The sequence below is a fragment of the Erwinia rhapontici genome, assembly GCF_020683125.1.
In the GTDB taxonomy this organism is placed as follows: domain Bacteria; phylum Pseudomonadota; class Gammaproteobacteria; order Enterobacterales; family Enterobacteriaceae; genus Erwinia; species Erwinia rhapontici.
In genome coordinates this window covers 2,508,345-2,522,640 of sequence record NZ_CP085627.1, presented here as the reverse complement: position 1 = coordinate 2,522,640, position 14,296 = coordinate 2,508,345, and the positions used below count along the sequence as shown (strand labels likewise).

Here is a 14,296-nt window from a genome sequence, read left to right as displayed (position 1 = left end):
CCCGCCCTGATGTGAGTCTGCCTCTATGTTTACAAAACTGCTGATTGCTAATCGTGGCGCGATTGCGTGCCGTATTTTGCGTACGCTGCGTGCGATGGACGTTACTGGCGTGGCGGTCTTCTCCGAAGCGGATGCCACCAGCCTGCATATCCGCGAGGCCGATGAGGCCATCAGCCTCGGCGACGGTCCGGCGGCGCAAACCTATCTGGTGGTGGAAAAAATCATTGCCGCAGCCCTGGAGAGTGGTGCCCAGGCGATCCATCCCGGCTACGGTTTTCTCTCGGAAAATGCCGCCTTTGCCGACGCCTGTGACGCAGCGGGCATCGCCTTTGTCGGCCCCACGGCAGAACAACTGCGGCTGTTTGGCTTAAAACATACGGCGCGTGCGCTGGCGCGAGAGCAGCAGATCCCGCTGCTGGAAGGCACCGACCTGCTGGATGATATTGACGCGGCGCTGACGGCGGCCCGCCAGGTGGGATACCCGGTGATGCTGAAAAGCACCGCCGGCGGGGGCGGCATCGGTATGCGCGTCTGTCACGATGCCGAGGGGCTGAGCCAGGCGTTTGATGCAGTGAAGCGTCTTGGTCAGAACAACTTCAGCGATGCGGGTGTGTTTATCGAAAAATACATCGAACGCGCGCGGCATCTTGAAGTGCAAATTTTCGGTGACGGACAGGGCGAGGTGATCGCGCTGGGCGTGCGCGACTGCTCCGTGCAGCGCCGCAATCAGAAAGTGATTGAAGAAACCCCGGCACCGAATCTGCCGGCCGGGATGGCGGAGGCGCTGTGCAGCGCGGCCATCACGCTGGCAAAAGCGGTGAACTACCGCAGTGCCGGTACGGTGGAGTTTGTTTACGACAGTGCGATGCAGCAGTTCTGGTTCCTGGAGGTGAATACCCGGCTTCAGGTAGAGCACGGCGTGACTGAACAGGTGTGGGGCGTGGATCTGGTGCGCTGGATGATCGCCCTGGCCGCGGGCACGTTGCCGCCGCTGAATGACCTTTACGTGACGTTGTCACCTACAGGTCATGCCATTCAGGCACGTGTCTACGCGGAAGATCCGGGCCGCCAGTTCCAGCCGTCACCGGGGCTGCTGACCGAGGTCAGTTTCCCGCCTGTCGATGGTCAGCAATTACGCATCGATACCTGGGTCGAGTCCGGCTGCGACGTTCCGCCGTTCTTCGATCCGCTGCTGGCAAAAATTATTACCTGCTGCGCCACCCGCGAACAGGCAATTGCCGCGCTGGACACGGCGCTGAACGAGACGCGCCTGTACGGCGTGGAGGTCAATCGCCAGTACCTGCAACAGATCCTGCACGCCGCGCCGTTTGCCAGTGGTGAACCCTGGACGCGCTTCCTGGATGCCTTGCACTATCAGGCCACTACCGTTGAAGTCCTGAGCGCCGGAACCCAGACCACGGTGCAGGATTTCCCCGGTCGCCTGGGTTACTGGGCGGTGGGAGTGCCGCCGTCCGGGCCGATGGATGACCGCGCGCTGCGCTTCGGCAATCGTCTGCTGAACAACGCGACCGATGCCGCCGCGCTGGAGATCACCCTGAGCGGGCCAACGCTGCGCTTTAACACCGCCAGTGTGGCAGTGGTGTGCGGTGCAACAATCCCCATCGCGCTGGACGGCGAAGTGTTGCCGATGAACCAGAGTTTCCTGATCCCGGCTGGCGCGACGTTAACCCTCGGGGCCATCGAAGGCGCCGGGGTACGCAGCTATCTCTGCCTGCGCGGCGGCATTGCCGTGCCCGATTATCTGGGCAGTAAAAGTACCTTCACCCTCGGCCAGTTTGGTGGCCACGCGGGTCGGGCGCTGCGTACCGGGGATGTACTTCACCTCGCAGAACTGACGGATACGACCGCTGGCGAGGCACTCCCTGCGGCACTGACCCCGGCACTGCCCGCCACCCGCACGCTCAGGGTGATCTACGGCCCGCATGCGGCACCGGAATATTTCACGCCTGGCTATATCGACACCTTCTTTGCCACTGACTGGGAAGTACACTTCAACTCCAGCCGCACCGGGGTACGCCTGATTGGCCCGAAACCGGAGTGGGTGCGTGAGAGCGGCGGCGAGGCCGGGCTGCATCCGTCCAATATCCACGACAACCCGTATGCGGTGGGCGCGGTCGACTTTACCGGGGATATGCCGGTTATTCTCGGCCCGGATGGCCCAAGCCTGGGCGGTTTTGTCTGCCCGGTCACCATCATCGAGGCTGACTTGTGGCTGGTGGGCCAGCTTAAAGCGGGCGACCGCCTGCGCTTTGTTCCGGTGAAGATCACCACGGCGCGCCAGCTGAACGCCGCACGCCATACCGAGCTGCAACAGCTCGCCCTGGCTGAACCGGTCTGGCAGGCTTCGGCGTTGATCTCCCCGGTGGTGCTGGATATCGGCGAGGGCGATCGTCGCCTGGTGGCACGGCTGTCCGGGGATACCCATCTGCTGCTGGAAATGGGGGCGCCGGAGCTGGACCTGGTACTGCGTTTTCGCGGTCATGCGCTGATGCAGGCGCTTGAGGCGATCAAGCATCCGGCGATAATCGACCTGACGCCGGGTATCCGCTCACTGCAAATCCACTATCAACCCGACAGACTGCCGCAGGACGAACTGCTGACGATGGTGCGGGATCGCTGGCAGACGGTGAGTAGCCGCGACGATCTGCGTGTACCGTCGCGGGTGGTGTATTTACCACTCTCCTGGGATGATCCGGCCTGCCAGCTGGCGATTGATAAATACATGACCACGGTGCGCCGCGACGCCCCCTGGTGCCCGAGCAATCTGGAGTTTATTCGCCGCATCAACGATCTGCCGGATATCGATGCCGTGTTCAACACGGTGTTTGCCGCAAACTATCTGGTGATGGGGCTGGGGGATGTTTACCTTGGTGCACCGGTAGCCACACCGCTCGATCCGCGCCATCGCCTGGTCACCACCAAATACAACCCGGCGCGAACCTGGACGGCGGAAAACTCGGTCGGTATCGGCGGGGCGTATCTGTGCGTGTACGGCATGGAAGGGCCGGGCGGCTATCAGTTTGTCGGGCGCACGCTGCAAATGTGGAATCGCTACCGCGAGGTCGCCGACTTTGGCGGCAAGCCCTGGCTGCTGCGCTTCTTTGACCAGATTAAGTTTTACCCGGTGTCATCCGAAGAGCTGCTGCGCATCCGCCGTGATTTCCCGCTGGGTCGCTACCCGCTGCGTATTGAGCAGACCGAACTGGCGCTGGCCGACTATCAGCAGTTCCTGGCGGAGCAGGCGACGGGCATCAGCGACTTCCGTCAGCATCAGCAGTCGGCCTTTAATGCCGAACGCGAGCGCTGGATCGCCAGCGGTCAGGCACATTTTGACAGTCAGGAGGCGGTAGGGGATGTTACCGAAGAAGCGGTACTGCCGGAAGGCATGCTGGCCGTGGAGAGCGCGATTACCGGCAATCTGTGGCAGGTGAAGTGTGCAGTGGGTGACAGTGTCACGCAAGGTGATGTCCTGGTGATTATCGAAGCGATGAAAATGGAGATCCCGCTGCTGGCACCCGTCAGTGGGGTGATTGAGTCCATCCGGGTGGAACCGGGGTCATCGGTGCGGGCAGGGCAATGTGTGGTGGTGATGGGCGTTTAACGTTGGGAAGTGTGGCGGGGATGGCTTGGCCATGGCTAAGTTCAAGTTCCTGGTCAACGCCTTAAGGTCAACGTCAAGGGCGTTTCGCTTTCCCACTTCGTGGGCGAAGCGACCTAAGGGCGGCAGTCGCCCCGCCCTTAGGGATCCGCGCTTGCGGCAGGCGCAGCGTCCACTTCGTGGATGCCTTCGTCAGCTCCGTTAACCGACGGACCGCTCGTGACGGGACGTCCTGTCCCGGCACGACCTTTCACCGCCGTCCTGGCGGTGAATCCTGGTTCACATCGCTTCCTCAGCGCTGCTTAATTGCCGCTTCAACGTCAAAACCCAATTCAAAATCTAAAAATTAAAAAAGACAAAAACTGAATAAGACCAAAAGGGGTTTTTATATTTGCTCCGTGTTTGTTCTTTTGACGTTGACCTGGCCGTTGATGTTTGAGCGGCAATTAAGCCTCGCCGAAGGAGAGCGGATTTCCAGGACGAGCCAACAGGACGTTGGCGAGAGGGCGTGCCGGGACAGGGATGTCCCGTCACAACCGATCCGGCAGGAAAGCCGATAGACTGAGGGAACCCGCTGTAAGCGGGCGATGCGCCTGCCACAAGCCCGGGTCCCCAGGGTGGGGGCGATTGCCCACCCTGGGTCGCTCAGCCCGCGCAGCGGGAAAGCGAAACGCCCTTGACCTTAAGCACTTGACCCTAACCTTAAAACCTTGACCCGGTTAATGACCAGACGCCTCATCAGCGCACACTCTCCGCCAGCCAAAACTCCAGCTCCGTCAGCTCCACCGCCTGCTGAGGAAACGCCTCCCTCAGCCGTGCCACCTGGGCTGCCAGCGCCTCTGGCCGATACTCGGTGCCGGGCAGCTGCTCTGCCAGCTGTTCTAACGGCGTCAGGTTCAGGCTGTCGCTGAAAATCTGGCAGCGGCTGACCTTGCCGCGCTCAACATCGACGTGGATCTCCACGCCACCCCAGCTAAAACGGGTATCCAGCAGATGCTGGAACTGCGGTGCCTGGCCGAAATTCCACTGCCAGCTGCTCTGTTTGGCGAACTGCGCCTCGAAGCCGGGCAGGTCGGGCAGGGACGTTGGGGAGATATGCTCGGGCTGGCATGCTTCGCCAAAATGGTCGAAGAAGGCCGCCGTCACCGCGCTGCAAATCGCTTCAAAGGTAATCCCCGGCACCAGCTCTTCCAGATTCGCCACGCGCGAGCGCACGGAGGTAATGCCTTTAGCCTGCAATTTCTTGACGTCAGGATTGAGGTAATCGGCGAGGCGGGAGAGGTCGGCATCGCGCAGGATGGTGCCGTGATGGAAACCGCGATCGTGGGTTTCATGATAGGCGGAACCGGAAATTTTACGCACCCCGTCGGCCGTATTCACCACCAGGTCATTACGGCCTGAGGCTTCAGCCTGAATACCCAGTGACGCCAGCGCCCGCAGAATAATCCCGGTCGACACGCTTTTGTCGTACTCCGGTTTCCCGGCCATAAAAGTAAAACAGCAGTTGCCCAGGTCATGAAACACCGCGCCACCGCCGCTGCTGCGTCGCGCCAGGCGGATGCCATCTTCTTCCATGCGCCGCGTATTGCACTCTTTCCACGGGTTCTGCGAACGGCCAATGACGACTGTCTCGGCATTGCGCCACAAAAACAGCACTCGCTGAGTCGCCGGCATCTGGCGGAAAATAGACTCTTCCACGGCCAGGTTAAACCAGGGGTCCCAGGAATCCGATAACAGTAAACGCAGTGTGGACATGCTTGACTCCATTGAAGTTTTGGCGGCGCAGGGATAATACCACCATCGGGGAAAACGTCCAGATTGCGGACTTTGAACCTCATCAGTGCGGGGCAGCGTTACAGGCGATAAATCGTAAATAACAGGGGTGTGTTAGCGGTACGCGTATTTTTTTTATGAAAATATCTGGTTAAGTTGTCCTTCGCACATTTTATGTTCAACGTAAACAGGCTAAGGACAGCATATGGCAAAGGGCTATTTTCTTCGCGTCGGCGATAAAACCAGCTGCGGTGGGGAAATACTGAGCGGTCACTCGACCGTCTTTCTGCGTGGCGCGGAGCTTCCGCGGGAGGGCAGTCTGGTCTCCTGCGGTAAGAACCCCGGTATGACGTACAGCATCATCAGCGGGCCGGGCAAAATCAGGGTGGGCGGGATGCCGCTGGCCGGTACGCTCGACAGCGTCAGTTCCTGCCCCTGCGGGGCGACATTTATTTCCTCCATTCCTGACGGTTACGGCAAAGAACCCGCCAGCGTAACGCAACGAAAACCCGTTGCGCCGATTGATATCCCCCTGTTTGCTCCCTCTCCGGCAGACGTACCGCAACAACACGCCCAGTCCGCGAAGATAAAGCGGCGCGAAATCACGCTGACGATCGGGGTGTTTTTTGATGGGACGGGGAATAATGCGGATAACAGTGCTGACCGTCAGAATGCCTGTGCAGGCGAGCATTATGGTATGAGTGACGGGGATGCCGAATCTACGTTATCTCAGTGCGTAAGGCTGAAACGGAGTCATAGCGGTATTGCCGCAGGAAGTTATCTTGGTTATTACACCAATGTGTATTGGCTGAATACGCTGTATAACCAGAAAATTACCACCGATACCGGACATGGACAGAGTGCCATTTATATCGAAGGAATTGGTACAGAAAGCGGAAAGGGTGACAGCTCTTACGGGATGGGAACCGGTAGAGGTAACACTGGCGTAGCCAGTAAAACCGATAAGGCGGTGGCGTTGCTGGTAACGGGTATCGAGGATTATCTTTTCAGATTCCCTGAAGCCAAAGATTGTATTATCAAAGAATTACAGTTTGATATTTTCGGTTTTAGCCGGGGGGCAGCGGCAGCACGGCATTTTGCCAACCGGGTGTTCGAGCAGGATGTTGCCATTATGGCGGCCATTAACGCTGGTCTGGGCGAGATTAAATTTACGGGTACCCCCGGTGGGAAAACACGTTTTCTGGGGATATTTGATACTGTGGCGGGCATCGGTACGCCGCTTAACGGTTTTAACCCGCACAGCGCGGATACCGGAGAGGTGAATATCGCGCTGCGTCCCGGCGTGGCGGAGAAGGTTTTTCATATCACCGCGCAGCACGAGTGACGTTTTAACTTTGCGCTGAACAGCGTAAAGCCTGCCTGGCCGGAACTGGCGTTGCCCGGGGCACACTCGGATATTGGCGGCGGGTATAATCCCGACGAGTACGAAGCCTGTTTCCTCACCCGCCCGCAGTTTGAAACGGTTCAGGCTTCTGTTTCTGATAAGGATACCGCAACGTATCGTCATGCCGGTGCACAGTTTGGGATCATGACGCGTTATCCGGCCATAGCGCCGCTGCTTGAGGGTAACGTGATTAAACTCAGAGCCTGGCATGACGACCGAATGCCCGCTGACCGCTATGGTATGCTGCAAAAACGCAGCGGTGCCGCGCTGATCCTCGAGCGCCCCACGCGCAATGACTGGTCAAAGGTGGCGCTACGGGTGATGATCGATGCCGCGCAGGATGCGGGAGTGGTGTTTAACCCTATTGATGCAACGGTCCCTGACTTTGCCTTGCCTGAAGAGTTGAACCGCATGTATAAAAAAGCCATTGTGATGGGCCGTGCCGTCCGCAATGGTCAATCGGTCAGCGAGTTTACCACCGCGGAAATTACTGCGCTGGCGGGAAAATACCTTCACTGCTCGGCCAACTGGAACAGCGTGATGCGGGACACTCAGGGAAGGATCACCGGGGCGGTGAAGCCCGCGAAGCTGGTGACCTTTACCAACCGGCCGGATGAACGCTGGCAACGGACGATTTACGATATGGACGGGAACAGAATATGGAAATAAAACGTATTGCCGGACTGCTTTCGCTATTGATCCTGACGGCCTGCCAGGGAGCAGGACAACTCAACAAAGCGACTCAAAACACGGAGCCAAAAGAGTGGAAATTTAACTTTTTTACACCCAAAGCGTTGCCTGCCCTGGTGACCTTTGTCGTGGTCCAGGATGCGGTTGGCACCGTTTATCAATTTAATACGCTCAACAACACCCCGGATCTGGATAAGGTCATCGGTGAGTGGAACGACATTTCGCGGGCACCTGGCGGACACTGGAATCACGTTGAAAAACCGCCCAAGCATATTATTTTTTGCTGGGACTCTGTGATTGATAAAAAGCTCTATGAAACCCATCTGACTTTCCCCTGGGAAGTAGTAGATAAAATGCGCAGGCCGAGCGTATATAAAAACTATCTTGGCAAAACGGCGTATTACGACAATATCCAGATTGGGCTGGCGCCGGAGGGGCAGGTGGCTATCTGGCTAAGAGGGGTAGGATTTGAGCCTAATTATCGTGTCACCCCGTCTGTCCTGAAAACGCTCTCCGGGGAAAAATTAGAGATTTGCAAAGGAATAACTAAAAGCGATTTTTCTTATGGATACGACGAAGACATCGAAGCGTTTATCAAAGGGAAAAAATACCCTTACGGCAACTGGTAGTCGCTGATTCAGGCCAGGGAAGTGACCCCGTTGGCCTGCATCTCTATTTCCCACTCGCCGGAAGCATAATCTGCATACAGGTTCCGCCAAGCCGACTGCGCTGGCAGCGTGCGGTGCCTCCGTGTGCCCGGGCAATGGCATAAACCACCGCCAGCCCCAGGCCGGAGCCATCCGGCTTTTGCACCCGGTCATTCTCTGCACGGAAAAAGGCGTCAAAAACCGCCCCCTGATCGGCGTCACCAATGCCGGGGCCTTCGTCTTCCACCGTGAGCACAATGGCATTACTGGAGATGCGGCAGGTGATCATCACCACGCCAGGAAGGGCGTATTTACTGACATTGCTGAGTAGCGCGGACAGCACCTGGCGCAGGCGCACGTCATCGACAAAACAGACAATATCTTCGGCTTCAATCACCGGCTCAAGCCCACGTTGCTTAAGCTTGTCACGAAAAGAATCGACAGATGACGTCAGTATTTCTTTAAGATGCAGCGTTTCACGGTAGAGGTAGAGCTGGCCGCTGTCGGACAGGCTGAGTACGCGAAGATCGTCGATCAGCCGAGATAATCCTTCCGTCTGCCGGAGTAAGATATCGAACTGCCGATCGTCTCTGTCGAAAATACCGTCCACCATTCCCTGTATGCGCCCTTGTAACACCGTAACAGGCGTGCGCAGCTCATGGGCGATGGCCGCATTCCACTTTTTCATCTCATGCGACATCACTTCGAGCTTTTCCGCCATGGAATTGAAGTCATCAATCAGCAGTGCAGTTTCGCGTATTTCTGCGGCGCTATGTTCTGCCCGGATGCTCAGATTGCCCTCTGCCACCTGGCGCGCACTGTGGGCAACCGCATTCAGCGGAATAATCACGCGTTTGGCAAAGCCCCAGACAAAATAGAGCGCCACTGCCGACGATAAAATACCCGCGAGCAGCGTCAGTATCCAGTCGTGAGAAGTCGGTATCCAGCTGTACTCATCTTTGCCATCATAAAAAATACCGATATACACGCTGTACACCACCGACAGCAGAACCAGCGTGCTGACGGCGACTTTTGAGGTGAGGATAAACAGCTGATAGCGGATGCCAGGCGTTGCCATCTTAGTCTCCCAGCCGATAGCCGAAGCCGCGAATGCTCTCAGGCACTGAGGGTAGCCCGGCCTGTTCTATCTTTTTACGCAGCTTGCTGATGTGGCTGTCAACGGTGCGCTCACTGGCTTCACCTTCGGGAAGACAATGCTCCAGCAGCTCCCGGCGGGTAAATACACGCTTCGGATAACGGATCAGATGCATCAGGATTTTAAATTCCGTTGAGGTCAGCATATTGCCAATCTCTGTACCGCTATTTTTTATTTTCACCAGATGATTAACGGTATCCACATCGATATTTTTACTGCTGTAAATATTCTGGTTTTTATTATGACTGTAAAAGGGCAGGCGACGTAATATCACGTGGATTCTTGCCACCACTTCCGCTGGATTAAAGGGTTTAACGATGTAGTCATCGGCCCCGACTCTTAGTGCATGGATTTTGTCCACATCGGCATCCAGTGCTGTCAGCATCATCACGGGGACGTCTGAGTCTTTACGAATATCGTTAAGTACCTGCCAGCCATCAATAAATGGCATTTTAATATCCAGGATGACAAAGTCAGGCCGCTCCTCAAAATAACGCTCCAGTGCTTCACGACCGCTAGCGGCATGAATAATGGTAAAGCTTTCTTTTTGCAGGTAAGCAAAAAGGATGTCGGCAATATCTTTCTCGTCTTCAGCGAGCAATATTTTAATGTTTTTCATCTTCGGCCCGATTTTCGTGTCATCTCATTTCTTCTCCACACAATCTCCACATAACCTCCACGCAGCCTCAACGTACGGCCTTTATTATTACGTTAACACATAAGTTAACTTTAAAAATATCAGGAAAGCGGTCGGTATGTTTAACAAAAGCATAGCAAGATTATCATTGATACCGATGTTTTATCTTCTGTCGGGCTGCGATGCGCCGACAGAAACAACGGTCAGCGAAACACCTCCAGTATCGGTGATAGTTGAAACGCTGGTACTGCAGCCCGTTACGCAGGAACAGGTTTTTGCAGGCCGTGTCACCGCATTTCGCACGGCGCAAATCCGCCCGCAGGTCAGCGGCATTATTACGGCGATGCACTTCAGCCAGGGCAGTGAAATCCGTCCCGGTCAGGCACTGTTCCAGATCGACCCGGCGCCGTTCAAAGCTGACGTGAACAGCGCAGCGGCGGCAGTGGAGAAGGCCGAAGCCAGTTATCGCCAGCTGGTGGCGCGTGCTGCCCGGTTACAAAAACTGCACGGCAGCGGGGCCATCAGCCAGCAGGATCATGAAGATGCCGCCTCAAACGCTGCTCAGGCAAAGGCCACGGTGTCTGAAACCCGCGCGATGCTGGCGCGTAAACAGCTTGATTTGTCCTATGCCACCGTCAAGGCACCGATAGGCGGTCGCATCGATGAGAACTTCGTCACAGAAGGGGCGCTGGTCAGCAGCAGCGACAGCCAGCCGATGGCGATAGTGCAGCAAATCGATCGCGTGTACGTCGACGTGCGCCAGCCCGCCTCGGCCATACAGACATTGCCCGCCACCGCGCCCGGTCGGGCGGATATTCTTTCCGCTTCCGGTGAGCCGTTCAGCAACAGTGCGCGCATCCTGTTTACGGGCATCAGCGTGGACACCGGAACGGGTGATGTGATGATGCGCCTTGAGGTGGATAACCCGCAGCACGCGCTGCTGCCGGGCATGTACGTTCAGGCCAAAATTTCACGACAGCTGGCGGCTGAAGGCGTGGTGATCCCGCAGGAAGCCCTGGTGCGCAATGGTGATGTTACGCAGGTCTGGCTGGATAAGGGCGGCAAGGCGAAAGCCGTCACTATCCGGCTTGGTGAAACCCTGAGCGGCCACTATTTTGTGCGCGCCGGGCTTAACGCCGGGGACCGCCTGATAACCCAAGGCGGTGGCAAATTGCAGGAAGGGATGCCGGTGAATGCCGGTGATAAGAAACAACATCCTTAAGGCTGAGCCTCACTTTATCCAGGAACTCCTATGCCACAGTTTTTTATTAATCGCCCGGTTTTTGCCTGGGTTATTGCCGTGTTTATCATCCTGGTTGGGCTGCTGGCGATCCCCAAACTGCCGATCGCACGCTATCCGTCGGTGGCACCACCAAGCGTCAGCATCTATGCCAGTTATCCGGGATCAACCCCGGAGACGATGAACAATAACGTGGTTGCGTTGATTGAGCGTGAACTCTCCTCGGTGAAAAATCTGCTCTATTTTGAGTCATCAGCGGATACCAGCGGCCAGGCGACAATCACCGTGACCTTCCAGCCGGGCACCGATCCAGAGCTGGCGCAGGTGGATGTGCAGAACCGCATTAAAATCGTTGAGCCGCGTCTGCCGCAGGTCGTGCGACAAAACGGGCTTAACGTTGAGGCGGCATCGTCCAGCTTTCTGATGATCGTCGGCCTGACGTCAGAACAGGGGAATATCACTGAAGGCGATCTCAGCGATTACTTCTCGCGCAATATGTCGGAAGAGCTACGCCGAATGGATGGCGTGGGTCGCGTTCAGCTGTTTGGCGCTGAAAAGGCGATGCGCATCTGGCTGGACCCGATAAAACTGACGCAGTACCACCTGACCATTCGGGATATCAGTCAGGCGATCAGCGCTGAGAACGTACAGATATCGCCGGGCCGCATTGGGGATGATCCCGCCGTTACAGGCCAGCGCGTGACGTACCCGATGACGGTACAGGGCCAGCTCGGCACGCCGGAGGAGTTTGGGCGCATTACGTTACGGGCAAATCTGGATGGTTCGCGCGTGGCGCTCTCTGATGTCGCACGGATTGAGCTGGGCCCACAAACCTCCGGTTTCTCCACAAGGGAGAATGGGCGCGTCTCGACCGGAGCGGCGATTCAGCTGGCACCTGGCGCAAACGCCTTGCGCACGGCTGAAGAGGTGAAAGCACGGCTGGAAGAACTGAGTAAAGCCATGCCCGCCGGGATGAAGTACAGCATTCCGTTTGATACCACGCCGTTCGTGAAAGTCTCTATCGAGAAGGTGATTTATACCTTTATCGAAGCGATGGTGCTGGTGTTCCTGGTGATGTATCTGTTCCTGCAAAACGTGCGCTACACCTTTATACCGGCCATTGTTGCGCCCATCGCGTTACTCGGGACGTTTACCGTGATGCTGATGTCGGGGTTCTCGATCAACGTGCTGACCATGTTTGGCATGGTGCTGGCGATCGGCATTATTGTCGATGATGCCATCGTGGTGGTGGAGAACGTGGAACGCATCATGGTCGAGGAGGGGCTACCGCCAAAAGAAGCCACCCAGAAAGCGATGAAGGAAATTACTGGCGCGGTCATTGGTATTACGCTGGTCCTGAGTGCGGTGTTTATCCCGATGGCGATGGCCAGCGGCTCGGTGGGGGCGATATACCGGCAGTTCACCCTGTCGATGGCCGTTTCGATCCTGTTCTCAGCGTTCCTGGCGTTGAGCCTGACGCCAGCACTGTGTGCCACGTTACTCAAGCCAGTGAACAAAGGTCATCACGAGAAAAAAGGTTTCTTTGGCTGGTTTAACCGTCGGTTTAACGCCATGACCGACCACTATGAAAATGGCGTCAGTTGTATGCTGAAGCGGACGGGCCGGAGCCTACTACTGTATGGCGTGCTCTGCGTGGTGCTGTTCTTCGCGATGCGCAGTGTGCCTTCGTCGTTTCTGCCGGAAGAGGATCAGGGCTACTTTCTGACGTCGGTTCAGCTGCCGTCGGATGCCACGAGTGAGCGGACGTTAGAGGTGGTAAAATCCTTTGAAAAAACCGTGCTGGCGCGTCCAGGCATTGACGCTAACCTGGCCGTTATGGGCTTCAGCTTTGCCGGTTCTGGCCCGAACTCCGCGCTGGCTTTTACCACGCTCAAGGGCTGGGATAAACGTGAAGGAGCCACAGCCGCTGCCGAAGCCCGTCATGTTCTGGAAACCCTGCACGATATCCCGGAAGGTGAGGTCTACAGTCTGATGCCACCGGCCATCGACGAGCTAGGTAACTCATCGGGCTTCGCCCTGCGTCTGGAAGATCGCGCGGGTAAAGGCTATGCGGCACTGAAGGACGCACAGAACCAACTGCTGGCACTGGCTGCGGGCAGCAAGGTGGTGCAGGGCGTTTATGTCGATGGTCTGCCTGAAGGTCAGGTGATCAATCTGCGTATTGACCGACAGAAAGCCTTCGCGCTGGGTGTTTCGTTTGACGATATCAGCCAGACGATTTCAGGGGCGACAGGTTCGCTGTATGTGAATGACTTCCCGAACGGCGACCGGATGCAGCAGGTGATCATTCAGGCCGATGCCCCGTTCCGTATGGAACTGAACGATATTCTGAAACTGAATGTGCGTAACACCAACAACGGCATGGTGCCGCTGTCGGAATTTGTTCAGGCGAAATGGGAAACCTCACCGCTGCAAATGGTGCGTTATCAGGGTTATCAGGCGGTGAAAATCACCGGCAGCGCCGCCGCGGGTTACTCCAGTGGTGATGCGATGCAGGAGATGGAGCGCCTGGCTGCTGAACTGCCTGAGGGTTTTGCGGTGGAATGGACCGAGCTGTCACTGCAGGAGCAGCAATCTGCCTCTGAAGCGCCGATGCTGATGGCGCTGTCGATGCTGGTGATATTCCTGATACTGGCCGCGCTGTACGAGAGCTGGTCCATTCCCATCTCCGTAATGCTTGTGGTGCCGTTAGGCCTGTTGGGTGCGGTGCTGGCGGTCATATTGCGTGATATGCCGAACGATGTGTTCTTTAAGGTTGGGATGATCACCATCATTGGGCTGTCGGCGAAGAACGCCATTCTTATCGTCGAGTTCGCCAAACAGCTTCATGACAATGGCAAAGGGCTGGCGGAAGCGACGCTGGAAGCGGCCAGAATGCGTTTGCGTCCGATCCTGATGACGTCACTGGCGTTCACGCTGGGCGTGGTACCGCTGATGATAGCCAGCGGTGCGAGCGCTGAAACCCAGCATGCCATCGGTACCGGCGTGTTTGGCGGCATGATCAGCGGTACGCTGCTGGCGATATTTTTTGTTCCGCTGTTCTATTTCAGCGTGATGAGCATCGTAGGCAGGTTTAGCCGCCATCGTATAACCCACAAGGAAAGTTGA

Annotated in this window: 7 protein-coding genes and 1 pseudogene; 5 read left to right on the top strand and 3 right to left on the bottom strand. The window is 56.9% G+C overall.

The window, feature by feature from the left end:
• Positions 1–25: 25 nt before the first annotated feature.
• Positions 26–3,622: an urea carboxylase gene (gene uca / locus LJN55_RS11840; protein ID WP_227536334.1), complete on the top strand. Its 3,597-nt coding sequence runs from the start codon at positions 26–28 to the stop codon at positions 3,620–3,622.
• 735 nt (positions 3,623–4,357) lie between these two features.
• Here uca and LJN55_RS11835 read toward each other — a convergent pair.
• The gene (locus LJN55_RS11835) at positions 4,358–5,374 is read right to left on the bottom strand and encodes a lipoate--protein ligase A (protein WP_227536333.1); all 1,017 of its coding nucleotides are present in this window, start codon (positions 5,372–5,374) and stop codon (positions 4,358–4,360) included.
• A gap of 223 nt (positions 5,375–5,597) precedes the next feature.
• On the opposite strand from LJN55_RS11835, the pseudogene LJN55_RS11830 reads away from it, so the two are divergent.
• Positions 5,598–7,466: pseudogene (locus LJN55_RS11830) on the top strand (phospholipase effector Tle1 domain-containing protein).
• On the top strand, positions 7,457–8,116 hold the full coding sequence (locus tag LJN55_RS11825) for a DUF2931 family protein (RefSeq protein WP_227536332.1): 660 nt from the start codon (positions 7,457–7,459) through the stop codon (positions 8,114–8,116). The pseudogene LJN55_RS11830 and the gene LJN55_RS11825 overlap by 10 nt, the downstream one beginning before the upstream one ends.
• Before the next feature lie 43 nt (positions 8,117–8,159).
• Here the strand turns inward: LJN55_RS11825 and LJN55_RS11820 are convergent, their stop codons facing one another.
• Both LJN55_RS11820 and LJN55_RS11815 read right to left on the bottom strand, forming a co-directional pair.
• Positions 8,160–9,212: an ATP-binding protein gene (locus tag LJN55_RS11820; RefSeq protein WP_227536331.1), complete on the bottom strand. Its 1,053-nt coding sequence runs from the start codon at positions 9,210–9,212 to the stop codon at positions 8,160–8,162.
• A 1-nt stretch (position 9,213) separates the two neighbouring features.
• A complete protein-coding gene (locus tag LJN55_RS11815) occupies positions 9,214–9,909 on the bottom strand; it encodes a response regulator (protein WP_159336663.1) in 696 nt (231 codons plus the stop codon).
• A 136-nt stretch (positions 9,910–10,045) separates the two neighbouring features.
• Between LJN55_RS11815 and LJN55_RS11810 the strand changes: the two genes are divergently transcribed.
• Both LJN55_RS11810 and LJN55_RS11805 read left to right on the top strand, forming a co-directional pair.
• Complete coding sequence (locus LJN55_RS11810) at positions 10,046–11,149, top strand: efflux RND transporter periplasmic adaptor subunit (protein WP_227536330.1); 1,104 nt, start codon at positions 10,046–10,048, stop codon at positions 11,147–11,149.
• 30 nt (positions 11,150–11,179) lie between these two features.
• On the top strand, positions 11,180–14,296 hold the full coding sequence (locus LJN55_RS11805) for an efflux RND transporter permease subunit (RefSeq protein ID WP_227536329.1): 3,117 nt from the start codon (positions 11,180–11,182) through the stop codon (positions 14,294–14,296).